Source organism: Spirosoma jeollabukense (genome assembly GCF_054777855.1).
In genome coordinates, this window is record NZ_BAAHAD010000001.1 from 1,968,668 (window position 1) to 1,985,710 (window position 17,043).

At 49.8% G+C, this 17,043-nt stretch carries 20 protein-coding genes; 14 read left to right on the top strand and 6 right to left on the bottom strand.

The window, feature by feature from the left end:
* The first annotated feature begins 16 nt into the window (after nt 1-16).
* Both ACYVEA_RS07895 and ACYVEA_RS07900 read left to right on the top strand, forming a co-directional pair.
* A complete protein-coding gene (locus tag ACYVEA_RS07895) occupies nt 17-1,030 on the top strand; it encodes a hypothetical protein (protein WP_461112821.1) in 1,014 nt (337 codons plus the stop codon).
* 123 nt (nt 1,031-1,153) lie between these two features.
* Nucleotides 1,154-1,834 carry a 3-keto-disaccharide hydrolase gene (locus tag ACYVEA_RS07900; protein WP_461112822.1) on the top strand — a complete coding sequence of 227 codons (681 nt, stop codon included), beginning with the start codon at nt 1,154-1,156 and terminating at the stop codon, nt 1,832-1,834.
* Nucleotides 1,835-2,055: 221 nt separating this feature from the next.
* On the opposite strand, the gene arfB is transcribed toward ACYVEA_RS07900, so the two are convergent.
* Nucleotides 2,056-2,457, bottom strand: a complete 402-nt coding sequence (arfB, locus tag ACYVEA_RS07905; protein ID WP_461112823.1) for an alternative ribosome rescue aminoacyl-tRNA hydrolase ArfB — start codon at nt 2,455-2,457, stop codon at nt 2,056-2,058.
* Nucleotides 2,458-2,555: 98 nt separating this feature from the next.
* Here arfB and ACYVEA_RS07910 point away from each other — a divergent pair, with 98 nt between their 5' ends.
* The 7 genes from ACYVEA_RS07910 to ACYVEA_RS07940 all read left to right on the top strand — a co-directional run bounded on the left by ACYVEA_RS07910 (nt 2,556) and on the right by ACYVEA_RS07940 (nt 5,814).
* Entirely contained in the window at nt 2,556-2,897 is a 342-nt protein-coding gene (locus ACYVEA_RS07910) for a hypothetical protein (RefSeq protein WP_461112824.1), read from the top strand.
* Between the two features lie 84 nt (nt 2,898-2,981).
* Nucleotides 2,982-3,356, top strand: a complete 375-nt coding sequence (locus tag ACYVEA_RS07915; protein WP_461112825.1) for a hypothetical protein — start codon at nt 2,982-2,984, stop codon at nt 3,354-3,356.
* A 19-nt stretch (nt 3,357-3,375) separates the two neighbouring features.
* A complete protein-coding gene (locus ACYVEA_RS07920) occupies nt 3,376-4,071 on the top strand; it encodes a hypothetical protein (protein ID WP_461112826.1) in 696 nt (231 codons plus the stop codon).
* 209 nt (nt 4,072-4,280) lie between these two features.
* Nucleotides 4,281-4,622, top strand: coding sequence for a hypothetical protein (locus ACYVEA_RS07925; RefSeq protein WP_461112827.1), 342 nt, complete (start codon nt 4,281-4,283; stop codon nt 4,620-4,622).
* A gap of 70 nt (nt 4,623-4,692) precedes the next feature.
* A complete protein-coding gene (locus tag ACYVEA_RS07930; protein WP_461112828.1) occupies nt 4,693-5,040 on the top strand; it encodes a hypothetical protein in 348 nt (115 codons plus the stop codon).
* Nucleotides 5,041-5,111: 71 nt separating this feature from the next.
* On the top strand, nt 5,112-5,462 hold the full coding sequence (locus tag ACYVEA_RS07935) for a hypothetical protein (protein WP_461112829.1): 351 nt from the start codon (nt 5,112-5,114) through the stop codon (nt 5,460-5,462).
* Between the two features lies 1 nt (nt 5,463).
* Complete coding sequence (locus tag ACYVEA_RS07940) at nt 5,464-5,814, top strand: hypothetical protein (RefSeq protein WP_461112830.1); 351 nt, start codon at nt 5,464-5,466, stop codon at nt 5,812-5,814.
* A gap of 74 nt (nt 5,815-5,888) precedes the next feature.
* Here the strand turns inward: ACYVEA_RS07940 and ACYVEA_RS07945 are convergent, their stop codons facing one another.
* The 3 genes from ACYVEA_RS07945 to ACYVEA_RS07955 all read right to left on the bottom strand — a co-directional run bounded on the left by ACYVEA_RS07945 (nt 5,889) and on the right by ACYVEA_RS07955 (nt 9,040).
* The gene (locus ACYVEA_RS07945; protein WP_461112831.1) at nt 5,889-7,130 is read right to left on the bottom strand and encodes an FG-GAP repeat domain-containing protein; all 1,242 of its coding nucleotides are present in this window, start codon (nt 7,128-7,130) and stop codon (nt 5,889-5,891) included.
* Nucleotides 7,131-7,237: 107 nt separating this feature from the next.
* Nucleotides 7,238-8,083, bottom strand: a complete 846-nt coding sequence (locus ACYVEA_RS07950) for an MBL fold metallo-hydrolase (RefSeq protein WP_461112832.1) — start codon at nt 8,081-8,083, stop codon at nt 7,238-7,240.
* Between the two features lie 102 nt (nt 8,084-8,185).
* Nucleotides 8,186-9,040, bottom strand: a complete 855-nt coding sequence (locus ACYVEA_RS07955) for an SDR family NAD(P)-dependent oxidoreductase (protein ID WP_461112833.1) — start codon at nt 9,038-9,040, stop codon at nt 8,186-8,188.
* A 159-nt stretch (nt 9,041-9,199) separates the two neighbouring features.
* On the opposite strand from ACYVEA_RS07955, the gene ACYVEA_RS07960 reads away from it, so the two are divergent.
* Entirely contained in the window at nt 9,200-9,766 is a 567-nt protein-coding gene (locus ACYVEA_RS07960; RefSeq protein ID WP_461112834.1) for a hypothetical protein, read from the top strand.
* A gap of 195 nt (nt 9,767-9,961) precedes the next feature.
* Nucleotides 9,962-10,441, top strand: coding sequence for a hypothetical protein (locus ACYVEA_RS07965; protein ID WP_461112835.1), 480 nt, complete (start codon nt 9,962-9,964; stop codon nt 10,439-10,441).
* Between the two features lie 73 nt (nt 10,442-10,514).
* Here the strand turns inward: ACYVEA_RS07965 and ACYVEA_RS07970 are convergent, their stop codons facing one another.
* Complete coding sequence (locus ACYVEA_RS07970) at nt 10,515-10,922, bottom strand: hypothetical protein (protein ID WP_461112836.1); 408 nt, start codon at nt 10,920-10,922, stop codon at nt 10,515-10,517.
* A 178-nt stretch (nt 10,923-11,100) separates the two neighbouring features.
* The gene (locus tag ACYVEA_RS07975) at nt 11,101-11,640 is read right to left on the bottom strand and encodes a dihydrofolate reductase family protein (protein WP_461112837.1); all 540 of its coding nucleotides are present in this window, start codon (nt 11,638-11,640) and stop codon (nt 11,101-11,103) included.
* Between the two features lie 141 nt (nt 11,641-11,781).
* Here ACYVEA_RS07975 and ACYVEA_RS07980 point away from each other — a divergent pair, with 141 nt between their 5' ends.
* From ACYVEA_RS07980 to ACYVEA_RS07990, 3 genes are all read left to right on the top strand, one after another.
* The gene (locus ACYVEA_RS07980) at nt 11,782-12,732 is read left to right on the top strand and encodes a homoserine kinase (protein ID WP_461112839.1); all 951 of its coding nucleotides are present in this window, start codon (nt 11,782-11,784) and stop codon (nt 12,730-12,732) included.
* Between the two features lie 191 nt (nt 12,733-12,923).
* A complete protein-coding gene (locus tag ACYVEA_RS07985; RefSeq protein ID WP_461112840.1) occupies nt 12,924-15,383 on the top strand; it encodes a glycoside hydrolase family 20 protein in 2,460 nt (819 codons plus the stop codon).
* Between the two features lie 170 nt (nt 15,384-15,553).
* Nucleotides 15,554-17,041: an APC family permease gene (locus ACYVEA_RS07990; protein ID WP_461112841.1), complete on the top strand. Its 1,488-nt coding sequence runs from the start codon at nt 15,554-15,556 to the stop codon at nt 17,039-17,041.
* Nucleotides 17,042-17,043: the final 2 nt, after the last annotated feature.

Genomic DNA, 17,043 nt, shown 5'->3' on the forward strand with positions numbered 1-17,043 from the left:
AACATTAACAGTAGTCATGGAAAATTCAAATTCATCAGCCCTTAGCGACGGAGCCCAACAGGCCAATATTGTTTCCGGTGAAAATGCGGAGGCAATGTTCGGTGCTGATCAGGCTGAAACAAATATGGTGAAACTCGTGGATGGTAAATTAACATCCATTGGTGATACCGACGACGACGTAGTAGATGGTCAACTGGCTAATCGATACAGTTCCGACGAGGAACGGAGTTTGCAGGGCGACGAATTGCGGGGGAAAACCTACGAAAACTCCGACGCAGCACTTCGCGCGGGCGATGGTATTGATAATCAGGAAGTGCCTGAAGACCCAATTGCCGAAGCTGAATTAACGGGTAATCCCGATGCAGGGGCAACCGTCAATACAGGCTTACCTTCGGAAGATGAACCCGATAAAACGACACCCACCAATTCATTTGGTGGCTGGAATTTCATTGGCGGAGGCAGTCCAGTAAATGAAATGATTCCGCCAACACCAGGTACGCCAGACCCAATGCAGCCGGTACCGGGTATTCCCGAAACGCCACCGTATAATCCAATTCCCGGCCCCGAAATCCCGGACCTTCCGGGCACGCCACAGCCCGCTACGCCCGAAATCCAGGAGCCTGATCAACCCGATCGGTCGCATGAGGTGAATGGCTTTGAGTTGACTACGTTCACATCAACCTTTGCGAACGTAGCGCCAAAACATGGCGGAGTGAGTGAACCCGTTGACGGAACTCCCTACGAAGAGAAAGGAGCAGGACCTGATAATCAGGGAATGGAAGACAAGCCGGATACCGGTGACTCTGCCCGGCCCTATGATGTCAACGCCAAAGATGCTGAGCCAAATCAGCCTGGCGAACGGCCCGAAGAAGCTCAGGAAGCGAAAAAATTTCCACGGGAAATGGCCGACGAAAGCAGCACGGCGGCCCAGGATATGATTTCTGGACCCGATCGTTCTGACCAGAAATCGACTGATGGTCTCGACCGAAAATACAACGACCCGGAAGCCGCCCGCGAAATGGCGAGCTAGGCAACGGTTTTTACGTAATGCGGGTGGAAGCCCGCGATTTATAACGGGAGGGTTTCCTTTATGAATCGCGGACTTCCACCCGCATTACGTTTTTAGTACCTTTAATCCCAAATTCTAAACTACATGAAAAAGTTACTTATTCCCTGCCTGCTGCTTAGCGCAATCGCTTTAGCAGCTCCTCCGAAATGGACATCGCTATTCGATGGCAAGACGATAAAAGGCTGGCACAGCTACCACAAAGATGGCGTTGTCGGCTGGTATGTTGAAGACGGCGCTTTAACGCCCGATGGCACCGGTGGAGACCTTGTAACCGACAAAGAATACGAAAACTTCGAACTGGAGTTCGACTTCAAAATCCCCAAAGGCAGTAATAGCGGTGTCGTTTATAAAATCATAGACAGTCCTGACATTAAATCAACTTATATGTCGGGCCCAGAATATCAGGTAATTGACGACAAAGGCTATCTTGACGCCGAAGGAAAGCCCTATAAATTGAAAGATACCCAAATGACTGGCGCTAACTACGACATGATTCCACCGTCGGACTTCTCGATTGCGAAAGCGCCCGGCGAATGGAATAAAGCACGTATCGTGGTAAACAAAAATCACGTAGAGCACTTCCTGAACGGCAAAAAAGTCGTTGAGTATGAATATGGTTCTGATAACTGGAAGGCATTGGTCGCTAAGAGCAAATTTGCCAACTGGCCCTATGCAACGGCTCATACGAAAGGTAAAATTGCCTTACAAAACCATAGTCCCAAAGAGCGCGTTTGGTACAAGAATATTCAGATTCGGGAATTATAATTGAGTTTGCAGGACTCTCACTTAGATCTGTGCCACGGTTCGAAACCGTGGCACAGATCTAAGTGAGAGTCCTGGTTTGATATAGATTGAAAAAAGGCCGCAGGTGATCAGATCATCTGCGGCCTTTTGTATGTTTTTCTCAACCAGGTACGTCGTCATACGTAGTGCACAGGTCCAATGGTTACTTCTATTAAAATCCGGTTATCGCTATAGTTCCGGATCTAATAATCAACCTTTTTCCGCCCCTCTTTTATATCCCCTTTCTGCTTTTTTCGCGAAATACGTTCCTCCACGGATGCTTTTGACGGTTTGGTCACTTTGCGGGGTTTGGGCTTCTCAAATGCCTTTTCAATGAGTCGGTAAAACTTCTTCGTTACCTTTTCCTTATTGGCCAGTTGCGTTCGCTCGGTTTGATGAGTGAGTACCAGTTCGCCCTCGGTGGTCAGTTTGTTGGCTAATTTTTCTTCCAGCGTCGCCCGTTCCTCTTCTGTGAGCAACGTCGAGTTTCGAATATTGAAACGTAGTTCCGCTTTTGTAGCAACTTTGTTCACGTTCTGCCCACCCGCTCCCCCACTGCGGGCAAACTGATACTGTATGTCGGGTTGTAAGCGGGTGGCATCCATAAGTAAGTAAATTATTGTGAGCTAACTGGGAAATACGTTCGTTCGGCGAACAATCACCGGAGGTATGGGTTTTCCCCAAAACTAATGGATTGAACGTTATGGCACATCACGATCAAAAAATTGCCACTATGCTCGGCGATACGTTAGCTGTACTTGGTGGTGGTTCCCCTTCAACCACCACCGACGAAGGCGTCAATCTGGTGTCGGAATGGATCGGTATTGTTCGTTCCAACGCCAATACCGAATGGGTGGCCGAACCGCTCCGAAAGCTTCGCGATGCACTCAATGCCAACGATGTTAACGAAGTTGAAGGCATCATGCGCGACCTCTCCGGCATACTCACCGACTTTGCCACTGACGGTGCCGCGGGTAACTACAAAGAGGACCTACAAAATCTATCAACAACGTTGAAGGATTTTGCCCGGGGTCTGGCTAAGTAAATTAACGGTGTAGTTATACACAGCTCTCCTGGCGAGTACACTCATCAAGGCGTACAACAAATCATTACTCAACAAACAAACCTTATGATTACGAACGACCAAAACCAGCTCTCGCTCATTGGACAGACGGTAAATACCCTTGACGGAAATATTGATACAACCACAGCAACCGATGGTTTATCGCTGATTGATAAGTGGTTGAATCGGCTTGACGAAATTGGTGATGACGCGACCGAAGATATCGCCGATACACTCGAACGACTACGCGCGGAGGTCGATACTGCACAACGCTACAACCGGATTGACAACCAGCAGATAGCGGATTTATTACAGGAACTGATTGATCAGACCCGGAACGTAGCAGAGACAGCCGAAGCCAGTGCGGAACAAACAGAACTTTCGCAATTGATCGCTACCCTCGAAAATCTGCACCGGCAGGCCGTCAATTCTATTTCTTAATCCAAAATGAACCCTACTTATGGCCATAAATCAGCATGCTTCTAACCTGGTGGATCTAACTGCCAAGGCTTTCAACGGTAACGTAACCAGTATCTCTCCTACGGATGGCATTTCACTGATCGACAGTTGGATCACGTTCCTGAAAGCTGACGATCAGGCTGGCAATTCCATTGCTACTACGCTGAACGAGTTGAAAACTGAATTGCAAAGTGACAATCCTGACGGCATACACGTTCAGCAAATTCTGGCCGATCTGGCCAGGCAAACAAAGCAAATTGCCAATTCGTCCGACTCGGATAGTAAACCAAGATTAACTACTCTGGCAGAAGCTCTGGAAGGTTTCAGCCAACAAATTAGTGGCGCATCCGGACCGGCGGCTACCGGCGGTCAGGCACCCATGACAAGCACCGTCGGGGGCGAATCAACCACCAGTGGAACCGGCGCTTCGGCATTTGGTGCAACCGAAGATGACTTGACTAATCGTACTGGCGGTACGATCAGCAATGAATCGGCGGTCGATACAGATGACACAACCGAAGGCAATAGTCGTTCGGTCGCTTCCGGTTCATCGCAAGGCGACGACTATTCGAATAGCTCGCAGCGAGATAGCCCGCAGTTGTCCAGAAGTGATACGTCGCGGCTGTCGGGTATGGGCGTTTCGGGCGGTACCGGCGATGCCGATTCCAGTCAATCGGGCGGTCGATCTCAGTATTAACTAGCTAATAAACGCAATCTGTGCGTCAGGATCATTGATGACCATCAGTCATTCTGTCTGTAAAGATTGCGTTTTAGCTTATCGGCCAATGTCTTCAGGGGCGCTAAACAAACCGCTCCTAAGCGGGTTATTTGAAGACCATAAATCATCAACAGGTTAAGAACCGCTTAGAATAATCGATTCTTAACCTGTTGCAAATCCATAAAACTATGCCTTCTCATGCATTAGATCAGCGGCTGTTTGAACGCACAAACAGCCTGGCCGACGAAGATGGCTCTAGTACGGCATCTCCTCAGGATGGAATTGAACTTATTGACGGCTGGCTCAGCGTAATTTCGGGTAATACGAGTACACAAATCATAGAAGAAGAGCTAAAAGAACTCCGCAACGAGTTATCGCTCGATGAGCCCGATACCGACCGTGTTCAGGAGTTGCTTTTAAATCTGGCTGACAACATCACACTGGTGGGCCAGAGCAGGAATGTGCAGGAGCAAACCACAAATAAATTAGACACCATTGCCTTTACGCTGCGCACACTGGCAGGATTGTAACTTATGCCCATACCGCCAAGGCACGTAAGTCCCTGGCGGTATGACTTTTAATCTTTAAAAATCTATATTCATGTTAGGATCGAACATTTTGGAGGAGAGCATGCTCAATGACACCCTCACCGCTCTTCGGGATAACGACCGATTCGCGGTTTCGCCAGAGCAGGGAATTATGCTCATCGATGGATGGCTACAGGCCTTGCAGGGCGACCCAAATCTGGATCAGCTAAAGGGACAACTTGGTGAGCTTCGCACGGCGTTGCAGGCGGCTCAACCCGATGAATCCTACATCCGGGAATTATTGGTCAGTCTGGCCGATAAAACACAGGCGGTAGCCGAAGATCCTATTTCCGAAGGCACCTGGACGGGCGGCCTGGAGAGCCTGTCAAAAATTCTACGCCATTTTGGACGTAAATCATAAGAGGATTTAGGCAACTTTAGATGCATAAATGAGTCCTACACATTGCAAAAATTTAATTCACTACATACACTATGGAAGGAACTGGAACAACCCTTGAACACCGCATGCTGAATGATACGTTGGGCGCATTCGGAGACGGCACTAATGCTACTGTATCAGCAGAACAGGGGATTTTATTGCTTCAGGGCTGGTTGAATGCCCTGCCGGGTGATGTGGGTGCCGAACGCATTCTGGCCGAAGTTGCGGCCCTGCGCGATCACCTGAAAACAGGCGAGTACGACGGCGAAAAAATTCGTCACCTGTTGCTTAGCATGGCAAGCCATACGCAGACGCTCTCTCATGAGCCATCCGTTGACGGGACAACGGCTCATCAGCTTACCCAGTTAGCGTCTGCTTTGCGTAATTTCACTAATCAGATTTAATATGCTTACTCACGAAGAATCCACTGATTTGCTCGACGCGACAATGGATGTCCTGGAAGGCGATATGGCAAGTGCCACGCCACAAAGTGGCTTGGGCGTTATTGATCGATGGCTCGCGCAACTCCAGAAAACCGAAAACGCAAAGGCGATAACCAGTACGCTCGAACAGGTAAAAACGCAGTTGGAAAGCGACCAGATTACACCGGAAGAACTAAGTCAGTTGCTCGATACGTTAGCGACCCAAACCGTCGAGTTTAGCACCCTGATGGGCTCCGAAGGCGACATTACTCCCCGGCTTGACGGACTGGCATCGGCCTTGAAATCACTGGCCGGGCTAGTCAGTCATCAGTGACGAGTATGGTCTTCGGTTTACGGTTTTTCGTCAGCTACCGTAAACCGAAGACCGTAACCCAAACCAACAACCTCTTACGGCTTTAACTGATTCCAGTAAATCAATACGTTGAGTGTTGCCCGTCCCGACGCAATAATGTCCAGATCACCATCACCATCGAGATCGGCGGCCTGCAGATCTTCGCAGGCCATTCGAACGCTGTCATCGAGCGAATACCCCTCTACATTTCCTTCTTCTTTGGGCTTGAACAAGCGAACGCCAACTTTCTTTTCGGCATTGGGATTTCGCCAGCCAGCTACAATCTGACCGCTACCAATCCCCAGAAAATCTCCGCAGACAAGGGCGTGTCCCTGACTGAATAAATCCGTCAATACGTCTATTTCCTTATCGGTGACCAGTTTTCGTGGTTTTCGAAACGAATAGAAGCCGCTTTCCACCTGTAGCAGATTACCGTGCATGGGTTGAATCGTCGCGATGGACGTGCCGCCATTAAGTCGCCGGATTTCGCCAATACCATCCACCCCTTTGTTGAGCAGTGGCAGCGCATTACTGGCCGATTCATTGTTAAACGGACGCCATTTCTTTTTCCGCCATTGAAAGACATTTCCACCTTCCTTTCCGGCGATAATCAACCCCGTAGCCGAACCATTATCGCCATCTTCCCAAATCTCGAAGTTGTGTGTCAGGTGCATGGTTGAGTCGACCAGTTGCCGCTTCCATACGCTACGTGGATCTTTTGGAAACTCATAGCCCCAAATCCGAACGCCCCGACCTTCGCCGTTCTTGTTACCCAAGCCATGCAAAGGCACAACGATTAACTGATAATTGTCTTTACCGACTCTGGCCCAGCGCATCCGGTGGGTAGTTACTTCGTGGTGAAGACGCACCGGTTCCCATTTCTGGGTTGGGTCCTGCGGGCGAATGAGGTAGAAAACAGCGCCCGATTTGGTACTATCAGCCGTTTCGGCGGGATTCCAGCCTGCACCAACGGCCACCTCTACACGGCCGTCGCCATCCAAATCGCGCGCGGCAATACAGACGTTGTCCTGGGGCGTCAGGTTGGCCGCCATGACGTAGCGTTTCCAGGCAGACATTTTATCGCCCGGGTTTTTATACCAGACGATCTCCTTCTGATCAGCCAAAAGAATATCGGATCTTTTGTCACCATCCACGTCACCAATAGCCAGCCCATACCCGATAGCAATTTGATTATCAACAACCTGAATCTTAAAATTCAGTGTTTTTTGTTTAGTGGTATCCGGTTGTGCCATCAATGGCGAGGATAGGAACAGCAAATAGAAAAGGTAATTTTTCATGGGATTTTTGTCATGCTGACGAAGGAAGCATCTTCTTGCAATTACAACTACAGCTATCGAAGATGCTTCCTTCGTCAGCATGACAAAAAGCACTGCTTTTAGGCAGTCTACCGGCTTATGATCACCCGCTCACCTAACAGCATCACACGATAGGGCGTATTATGGTGTTCACAGGCTTGCACAAAGTCGGCGGGATCGGCCGTGTTGAATTCAAACAAATCGTAATGATGCGGAATAACTAGTTTGGCCCCGATCGCCTTTCCAAGCCGGGCCGCTTCATCCGGATTAAGATTACCCGCCACGCGCCGTTCGGGTTTGTTTCCGTTGATGGGCAGAAACGCTACGTCTACCTGAAAAGGTTGCAAAATTTCTACCATGCCGTCATACCAAAGTGTATCGCCAGAATGATAGATGCTGAAAGGGCCAATTTTCACTACAAATCCCATGAATTTGCACCGTTCTTCGGCGTCGCGTTCAATTTCATTGTGCGCAGCCGGAACTCCGTGAAAGGTGAACTCATCAACAGTCGCCGTTTGTCCATCCGTCAGCCCAATGGGCCAATCCAACCGGGTTTGGAGTCGGTCGGTACTGAAAACGCGGTTCGCTTCGGGAATGACGAATTGAAGCGCTGGGTTAGCGGCAAGGAGTGGTAGAAGCGTATCGGCGTCGAGGTGGTCGGTATGGTTATGGCTGGACGTCACTACGTCGATCATCGTCAATCGGGCTGGATCAATGACCCGTTCTGAAATGCGGACGTGCGGCTTATCTGTATTGGCATATTTTCGACTTAATGATTCCGACAAATAGGGATCAACCAATACGTGCTTACCGTTGTATTGCAGCAAGAAGCCACTTTGCCCAAGCCACCAAGTGTGGAGCGTATGGGGGTCATTACGAGCAGCCTGTATATCAGCGAGAAGTGCGTCGTCTTTTTGAAAAGCGGCTTTAAGCATAGTTCGTACTATTTTTTCTGTTCTGCTGACGCAGGAAGCATCTTCGGGTGAGCAAAAAATACTGTCAGCGAAGATGCTCCCTGCGTCAGCAGGACAAAATTGTTATTTCGTCAAGCCGCTGATACGTACTAGAATCCAGTCCAGCACCCGGTCAGGCAGCAAGCGGGGAAGTATCCAGCCTACTAATTTATTAGGGACCAATGCATAGCGAATGCGAGGGCGAGTGGCTTCATGTATATCCACAATACGCTTGCCAAGATAATCTATTGATAATCCTCGGTTCTCAGCCGCTTCAACCTGCTTTAAAAATCCCTGCATAGCCGGGTAATAGGCCGTGTGTTGATACGGGCTAATATCCGTCCCTTTACCCCAAATCGGTGTTTTAACAGCTCCAGGTCCAACAATCACTACGTCAATTCCGAACAGAGACAATTCCCGGCGCAGGCTGTGCGATACGCCTTCCAGTGCAAACTTAGAACCCACATAAGCCCCCATAAACGGGATGGCAATCTGCCCATTCACCGAGCTAATATTCTGAATTCGACCCGGCTGAACCGGATGATTTTCCTGTGCACCCAGTAAGGGCAAAAATGCCTGCGTGACTTGTAACACGCCCAACACATTAACTTCGAAATGTTGCCGGATTGTGAAAAGAGGCTGGTGTTGTAGCGGCCCCCCAATGGCAATGCCCGCATTGTTGATTAAACCGGCCAACCCATTCCCAGCTAATCGCTCAGTCAACCAGATGACACTCGCCTTCACGGCTTCGGCATCCGTTACGTCGAATAGTATTGGGGTAAACTGGCTACCAAATTCAGCCTGCAGCCGATCGGCGTCAGCCTGGTGACGCACGCTGCCAAATACAGTGTAGCCGCGCTGAATAAATTGCCTGGCTGCGCCGTGGCCAATACCCGTCGAAACGCCGGTAATGAGAATGTTTTTGCTGACAGGTTTCATTGTGTAAACTTACCCTAATCCGACTCAACAATCGCCCGAAAATTGGCGTTAAGCATAGTAATAATAAATGAAAGAGTGAGCGGGTGACTACCTGACACAGATTTTATTCGCACTTTCGCTCATTCAATCCGTTTCGGCGGTCTGATTTTGCTTTTAATCATGCAGGATATTGAACCCTTTTACGGCTGGGAGAAGTACTACACGGCCTCGGAAGATGAGCAGTCGCCATTCTATGAGCGAGAGTACAACATGCAGCAATACGAAAACACGATCTACGGCTACTACATCCATCCACTCTGGGATGAAATCGGCTCCGAGACCCTGTATTGCAAAATTTTGTTTGCCAATTATGACCGGCAATTCGTTGTAATCGAACTGTTTGGCGAATGGAATGATACGCTTCACAACGACATCATGTACCTCAAACGACAGGTGATAGACCCGCTCGTTCAGCAGGGCATCAAGTACTTTATACTGGTTAGCGAGAACATTTTAAACTTCCACGGCTCCGACGATAGCTACTATGAAGAATGGTTTGAAGATGTGGAAGATGGCTGGATTGCGGCTATTCACTCCCCGGAATTTATCGAACGGGAATGGAAAAAGTACCACCTGGATTACTACATCAACTTCGGCGGTACACTCGACATTGCCAACTGGCGCACGCTTAAACCGGCTAATCTATTCGAACTAGTCAATAGCCTGATTATTCGGCGCCTGGGGTGAACAACCGCGTATTCTGGACTTTAGTCCAGGCAGTCATAGGCTCGAAGAACAGTGATTACTTAGTAGCCAACTATCCGGACTAAAGCCCAGAAATACCTTCCCTCTCCCTGTACGGCCCTTCCTCCTTTTCTTTTTTGGTTTTCCCCACGTTTCTTTTCAACTTTCGCTCGTACCTAAAATCTCACGCATAATCACATGGAAAATACGGATAAAGCCGCAGCCACCGAACAAGTTCAGGCAGCAAAAGCAACGACCGCCCAAAAACTTGAATCGTTCAAGACAGAAGCTGGCCAGCACCTGGATGCGGCCGCTACGCAACTGGATGAGATGAAAGACAAGCTGGTCGCTCAGGCTAAAGAATTCGGCAAAGACATTGATATTGATGGGTTACAGGCAAAAGCAACGGAGCATTTCGAAGCCGCCAAAGCCGCTACCGCCGAGAATCTGGCGAATCTGCAAGCCCAGGCGGAAACCGCCTTTGCAGCAGCCTCGGCAAAAGCCGATGAGCTATCGGACGTAGCCGAAGATAAGTTTGACGAAATGAAGGCCGAAGCTGCCGTACAACTCGCAGCTGCTCAGGTTAAACTAGACGAACTGAAAGCTGAAGCCGCCCTTCAGATTGAAACGGCAAAGGAGAAAGCAAAAGGTTTTTGGACTCAGTTATTTGGGGAATAGAACGTAGTAGTCCATCAAAACGGCCAGATTCTCATCAGAGAATCTGGCCGTTTTGATGAGCGCTCAGGCTGGTTTAGCCGTGATGCGGAGGTCTGGGAGGACCACCGGGACCGCCTGTGCCGCTATGCGGAGGAGTATCTGTACCACTATGGGGGCCGGTTGCCGTACCGCTGTGCGGTGGCCCCGGAGGAGGCCCACCCGGACCACCTGTTCCACTGTGCGGACCCGTAGCTGTGCCACTATGCGGTGGTCCGGGAGGAGGGCCACTTGGACCACCCGTTCCACTATGTGGATGCGTCTCGGTTCCGCTGTGCGGAGGAGTACCTGTACCACTATGCGGCCCGGTCGCTGATCCTGACTGAACAGAGCCATTACGAGCGGCTGCATCCGTTGCGGCAGGTGAAAGGTCCGAACTTTTGGTGCAGGAATAGCCGAGGGCTAAAATGGACGCAACGCAAGCTGAGAGAATAATTTTTTTCATCAATGCAGACCGTTTAGGGGCTAAATCAGGAATATTATACGTCTTTCCTACCCGATACGACAAGGCCCTATTGACCGTTGCATCTTTAATGAAGATTTAATCTAGTATTATTACTTATCTACCAAGCCTACTATTCTCATTTACAAAGAGAGAGCCTAAGTAATAATCCTCAGTATGCTTATAGGCTCTCCCGAACGTAGTGTAACTGCGCCAGTCCCTTATCAAAAGACGTGGCGGTTATTAGTTTGAGCTTTCGTTCTGGTCTTCCTTTCCTGAATAACGGGATGCCATCGCCAAGCAGAATAGGAATAATGGAGATGTATAACTCATCGATCAAATCATCTTTCAGCAGTTCATGCACCGTTTCGGCACCACCGTCGACGAAGATATTTTTACCACCTGCGGTTTTCAGATTTGCAACAAGGTCGGGTAAGCTTCCCGTGTAAAATGTAAGGTTACCAATACTCGGTCGCTTTGTTCGGGTCACGATGTAAGTATCCTTATCGCTGTGCGGAAAATCGTACCCCATTGCCAGCACCTTGTCATACGTTTTCCGGCCCACAATAACTGCATCTATTGTCTCAATAAACGTAGAGTACCCATAATCCTGGCCTTCCTGCTCAACAATTGACAGGAAGCCTAAATCATCATCGGGCGCTGCAATGTAGCCATCCAGACTCATGGCAATGTAAAGAATCACATTTCGGCTGTCCTTCATAAAAGTTGTAAATAATAGGGTATGATAAGATTAATTTTTTGTACCACAAAATACATAAGTAGGTTCAGGAAGGCTATGGAGCAACATTGATTTTACGGCCTAAAATCGCTTAATTTGTGCATAAATTGCCCCTTTCCTACCGTGAATTCAATTACTGTGTTTGCCCCCGCTACAGTTGCCAATGTTGCCTGTGGATTCGACATTTTTGGCTTTGCCGTCGATAATCCCGGCGATCAGATTACGCTTACCGCCCGCGATGAACCGGGCGTTCGTATTACCGATATTATTGGCGACGAAGGCCGGTTACCCCGCGAAACATCACGCAACACGGCAGGCATAGCCATTCAGACGTACTTGAAGCACATCAACCGGACCGATGTAGGTGTTGATATTGTGCTGCATAAACAAATGCCGTTGGGTAGTGGCATGGGGTCCAGTGCCGCCAGTTCGGTAGCGGGTGTTTATGCCATAAATGAACTCCTTGGTCGGCCATTGCCAATCATGAAGTTACTGCCATTTGCGATGGAAGGCGAACGCATAGCCAGCGGTTCCGCTCATGCGGATAACGTAGCCCCTTCCCTACTGGGCGGGTTTGTCGTCATTCGTAGTTATCAACCGCTGGATGTTATTCGAATTGAAACACCCGCTTCGCTATTCTGTACGCTGGTTCACCCCGATATTGAGGTCAATACGAAAGATGCCCGATTCATCCTCAAAAATGAAGTCTCGCTGAAAAACACCATCATCCAGATGGGGAACGTAGCGGGATTGATTGCCGGTTTGATGACGCCCGATTACGATCTCATCAGCCGATCTCTGGTCGACGTAATTATCGAGCCAGTCCGAGCCATCCTGATTCCGGAATTTAACGAAGCCAAACAGGCTGCTCTGGATAATGGCGCTCTCGGATGTAGTATTTCGGGTTCGGGGCCATCTATGTTTGCACTGAGTCGTAATGCGGAAACCGCTGAACGAGTTGGCGCAGCTATGCAGCAGGCGTTTCTGTCGGTTGGCATCACCAGCGAAGCTTATGTTTCGCAGATCAACCGCCAGGGACCCAAAGTGCTCGTTGGTGAGCAAGTGCCCAGCTAGTTACCCAAATAAAGTTTTTCATCAAAAACAGGGGTCACAATTTTGAATTGTGACCCCTGTTTTATGACCATTCTGTCACCAACTCAAACCCGCGCCAGAGCGAATAACAACGACATACGGCAAGATATTTACACGGTTTCCAACCTTTCTACGTTGATTTTGCAGATTATCGGCCACCGCCGGACTTGCGTATGCTTATTCGTTTTCCATTGATTGCTGTTTATATGCTGCAATCAGTCCTTGCCTTTTGTCAGTCCAGTGACCGCTATACCATCATTCCACGTCCGGCTCAGTTGGAGGCTCGTCCCGGTGAATTTATTATCAATCAGACCACTACGATTAGCATCCCGCTCGCGCAGACCGCGCTGAAAGCTATTGCCGATACGTTCGCGCATCAACTAAACCGCAGTAGTGGCCTGACTATTCGGATACAAAGTACTGGTAAGACCACGCAGGCGAATCGGGAGGAGGTGCCAAACCTAATTCAGTTTTTACCATCCCGCGATACAACGCTCAGCGAAGAAAGCTATCGAATCGACGTAACAGATAAGCTGGTGACCATCGAAGCCGCCAACCCGAAGGGTTTCTTCTACGCCGTTCAGACCTTGTATCAATTACTACCACCCGCGGTATTGGGGCATGGGGGTAAGGGCATGGGGCGTGGCGCAAAGGGCACGGAGCCCTTACTCCCCGATCAAAACCCGCTGCCCCTCACCATTCCTGCCTGCCACATTGAGGATCGTCCGCGCTATCTGTACCGTGGGATGCATCTCGACGTTAGCCGACACTTTTTCCACGTAGCGTTCATTAAGAAATACCTTGATTTGATGGCCCTGCATAAATTCAATACGTTTCATTGGCACTTAACCGACGATCAGGGGTGGCGCATTGAGATTAAAAAATACCCAAAACTGACGCAGATTGGATCGCATCGACCCGAAACGATTATTGGCCACTACGACGATTATGATCCGCAAGTATTCGACGGTGAGCCCTATGGTGGTTTTTATACGCAGGCTGATATTCGGGAGGTCGTTCGCTATGCTGCGACCAAATACATCAACGTAGTGCCAGAAATTGAGCTTCCTGGGCACGCACTGGCTGCGTTAGCGGCCTACCCCGAACTGGGTTGCTCGCCCAAATCGCTGTCAAACGAACCCTACCGGGTGTCGACTAAATGGGGCGTATTTGACGATGTGTTCTGCCCAACCGAAAAAACGTTTACCTTTCTGGAAGACGTATTAACGGAAGTAATGGCCTTGTTTCCAAGTCAGTACATTCACATCGGTGGCGATGAGTGCCCTAAAACGGTATGGCGGAAAAACGCTTTTTGCCAGCAGCTTATCAAGCGTCACAAGTTAAAAAACGAGAGTGAATTACAGCGCTATTTCGTTCTCCGGATTGACAAATTCGTGGCGGCCAAAGGGCGTCGAATAATTGGGTGGGATGAGATTCTGGAAGGTGATGGTCCGAAACTTCGACTGTCGCCCAAGGCAACGCTGATGAGCTGGCGTGGTATCAAAGGCGGTATCAAAGCGGCCCAACAACAGCACGACGTCATTATGACACCCGGCCAGTTCTGCTACTTCGACCATTTCCAGGGCGACCCCGACATGGAACCGACAGGCTTTGGCGGGTCTTTACCCCTGGCAAAAGTCTATTCGTATGATCCTACGCCTGCCGAATTATCGCCCGCCGATGCAACGCATATTCTGGGGGTTCAGGGTAACCTCTGGACGGAGTATATTTCAACGCCCGGTCAGGCCGAGTACATGATCTGGCCACGGGCCGCAGCGATGGCCGAAGTGGCCTGGACGCCCTTATCACTGAAAAATTACGATGATTTTATACGCCGATTATCCGTTCATTTCGAGCGATTGACAGCATTAAACGTCCATTATGCCGGAACAATTTACGACGCCATCCCGGCAGCCAAACCAACACCCGAAGGCAAAGTAGAAGTTATCCTGTCGGCGGTTAAACCAGTCCTGTTTGACGGTTCGTCTGTACTTCCTGCACAGAGCATTCGATACACAACCGACGGTAGCATCCCTTCGAACGAATCACCGGTTTACGAAAAGCCATTTCTACTGGAAAAATCGGCTATTATTCGAACCGCAACGTTCCACAATGGCAAGGCGCTGAGCCAACTGGCGAAAGTCCGAAAAGAGTTTATTATCTCAAAAGCTACCAGTAAACCGTACACGCTGCTTAACGCCCCCAACAGCACCCGCCCCGACAAAAACTATAGCCTGACCGACGGCACAACGGCTGGCATGGGTGGCTACGAACTGTCAGGTATTGTCTCATTCAAGACCGATATCAACGTAGTCATTGACCTTGGCAGGCCGGAGTCGGTGGAAAGCGTTCACATTGGCTTTTTGAAATATACGGCCAAGAATTTCTGCCTGCCTAAACAGGTTGAGATTTCCGTTTCTGAGGATGGGAAGACGTTCACGTCTGTACTAACGGCCAAAACGAACGCTAATGAAAACGGGAAACGAGCCATCGTTCGGCTTCCCTTCGATTTTGCACCAGTCGCCGTTCGCTACGTTCGCATCATCGCCCGGAACGTTGGTCAGGTGCCGGCGGGGATGCGAACGCCCGGCAAGGCGGCCCAACTAGCGGTGGATGAAATTGACGTGCGCTAATAAGCAGAAGCCCGTTTCTAAGCCGTGCGTGATCGACAAAATACAATTTGGCAAATAGTCCTTTATTCCCAACATTAATTATCAATTAGGCTGAGATATGAGCGATTTGGCCGTACTGGTTTGTTTTTTTGCCCGATTGGCCGGTTCTTGTCATTCATATCGTCTTCTTCATGGCAAACAATCAGGCAAACTCTGTTTCGTCAGCCGATTTGGCTACCGAACCAACCGAATTCAAACGCTCGCTGAGTCTGCTCGACTCGACCCTTATCGTTTCCGGCTCCATGATTGGCTCCGGCGTTTTCATCGTTACAGCCGACATGGCTCGCAACCTTGGGTCGTCGGGCTGGCTGCTTATGCTCTGGGTGCTGACCGGTGTATTGACCGTAGCGGCCGCGCTCAGTTACGGCGAACTGGCTGGCATGATGCCTAAAGCGGGTGGCCAATACATTTACATTCAACGGGCTTTCGGTCCATTGACGGGCTTTGTATATGGCTGGACTGTGTTCATGGTTATCCAGACAGGTACGATTGCAGCCGTAGCGGTCGCCTTCACCAAATACACAGCCGTGTTTGTCCCGGCACTCGGCCCCGATAACGTATTACTCGCGCTGGGTCCCATAAAGATCACGCTGGGGTCATTGTTTGCCATTGGCAGCCTGGTCCTGCTAACCTGGCTCAACAGCCGGGGTGTCCAGAGCGGAAAACTCATTCAGAATGTGTTTACTTCGGCCAAACTGATTGCGTTGCTGGGGCTAATTGTTATTGGCATTACCATTGGGTTGAGCAGTGGTTTGCTCTCCACCAACCTCGATAACGCCTGGGATGCCAGCCTTACGTCGGCTACGGGAGAAGTACTTCCACTAGCGGGTATGGCGCTTATTCTGGCTTTCGGCACGTCGATGGTTGGCTCATTATTTTCGGCTGATGCCTGGAATAACGTAACATTCATTGCGGGCGAAATCAAAAATCCACGTCGGAACATTCCACTGGCTCTGTTCTTCGGCACGCTCCTGGTGACGACGATCTACTTTTTAGCGAACATCTCTTACCTGTCGCTGCTCCCGTTAAAAGGCTCTCCAACCGCAACAGACATCATCGGCCGGGGCATTCAATTTGCTTCCGCCGACCGTGTGGCGACGGCCGCCGTCGAAACAATTTTCGGAAACGTAGCCGTTGCCATCATGGCGGTGCTGATTATGATTTCGACCTTCGGTTGTAATAATGGCCTGATTCTGGCGGGCGCGCGGTTGTATTATGCTATGGCTAAAGACGGCCTGTTCCTCAAACAGGCTTCGCACCTGAACGAGAATGCCGTTCCGGGCCGGGCGTTATGGCTTCAGTGCATCTGGGCATCTTTATTGTGCCTGTCGGGTAAATACGGTGATTTACTCGATTACTGCACATTTGCGTCCCTGTTGTTCTACATCGTCACCATTTTTGGCTTGTTCCGGCTTCGTCGCATTGAACCCAACACAGAGCGACCTTATCGGGCGTTTGGCTATCCGGTTGTTCCAGCGCTGTATATCATTGCGGGCCTGACCATCTGCGCGATTCTGCTCTACACAAAAACCTTCAATACCGGAATGGGCCTTTTAATTGCGGGCTTAGGTATTCCCGTCTACTTCCTGACCAAACGAAGCCAACGGGCAGAAGCTTAGCT

Excerpts from the sequence above, each read along its gene's own strand:
- ACYVEA_RS07915 (WP_461112825.1), top strand. The coding sequence starts at position 2,982 with ATGATTACGAACGACCAAAACCAGCTCTCGCTCATTGGACAGACGGTA.
- ACYVEA_RS07940 (WP_461112830.1), top strand. The coding sequence starts at position 5,464 with ATGCTTACTCACGAAGAATCCACTGATTTGCTCGACGCGACAATGGAT.
- arfB (WP_461112823.1), bottom strand. The coding sequence starts at position 2,457 with ATGGATGCCACCCGCTTACAACCCGACATACAGTATCAGTTTGCCCGC.
- ACYVEA_RS07925 (WP_461112827.1), top strand. The coding sequence starts at position 4,281 with ATGCCTTCTCATGCATTAGATCAGCGGCTGTTTGAACGCACAAACAGC.
- ACYVEA_RS07950 (WP_461112832.1), bottom strand. The coding sequence starts at position 8,083 with ATGCTTAAAGCCGCTTTTCAAAAAGACGACGCACTTCTCGCTGATATA.
- ACYVEA_RS07970 (WP_461112836.1), bottom strand. The coding sequence starts at position 10,922 with ATGAAAAAAATTATTCTCTCAGCTTGCGTTGCGTCCATTTTAGCCCTC.
- ACYVEA_RS07990 (WP_461112841.1), top strand. The coding sequence starts at position 15,554 with ATGGCAAACAATCAGGCAAACTCTGTTTCGTCAGCCGATTTGGCTACC.
- ACYVEA_RS07955 (WP_461112833.1), bottom strand. The coding sequence starts at position 9,040 with ATGAAACCTGTCAGCAAAAACATTCTCATTACCGGCGTTTCGACGGGT.
- ACYVEA_RS07945 (WP_461112831.1), bottom strand. The coding sequence starts at position 7,130 with ATGAAAAATTACCTTTTCTATTTGCTGTTCCTATCCTCGCCATTGATG.
- ACYVEA_RS07935 (WP_461112829.1), top strand. The coding sequence starts at position 5,112 with ATGGAAGGAACTGGAACAACCCTTGAACACCGCATGCTGAATGATACG.
- ACYVEA_RS07910 (WP_461112824.1), top strand. The coding sequence starts at position 2,556 with ATGGCACATCACGATCAAAAAATTGCCACTATGCTCGGCGATACGTTA.
- ACYVEA_RS07975 (WP_461112837.1), bottom strand. The coding sequence starts at position 11,640 with ATGAAGGACAGCCGAAATGTGATTCTTTACATTGCCATGAGTCTGGAT.
- ACYVEA_RS07930 (WP_461112828.1), top strand. The coding sequence starts at position 4,693 with ATGTTAGGATCGAACATTTTGGAGGAGAGCATGCTCAATGACACCCTC.
- ACYVEA_RS07965 (WP_461112835.1), top strand. The coding sequence starts at position 9,962 with ATGGAAAATACGGATAAAGCCGCAGCCACCGAACAAGTTCAGGCAGCA.
- ACYVEA_RS07900 (WP_461112822.1), top strand. The coding sequence starts at position 1,154 with ATGAAAAAGTTACTTATTCCCTGCCTGCTGCTTAGCGCAATCGCTTTA.
- ACYVEA_RS07895 (WP_461112821.1), top strand. The coding sequence starts at position 17 with ATGGAAAATTCAAATTCATCAGCCCTTAGCGACGGAGCCCAACAGGCC.
- ACYVEA_RS07960 (WP_461112834.1), top strand. The coding sequence starts at position 9,200 with ATGCAGGATATTGAACCCTTTTACGGCTGGGAGAAGTACTACACGGCC.
- ACYVEA_RS07985 (WP_461112840.1), top strand. The coding sequence starts at position 12,924 with ATGCTTATTCGTTTTCCATTGATTGCTGTTTATATGCTGCAATCAGTC.
- ACYVEA_RS07920 (WP_461112826.1), top strand. The coding sequence starts at position 3,376 with ATGGCCATAAATCAGCATGCTTCTAACCTGGTGGATCTAACTGCCAAG.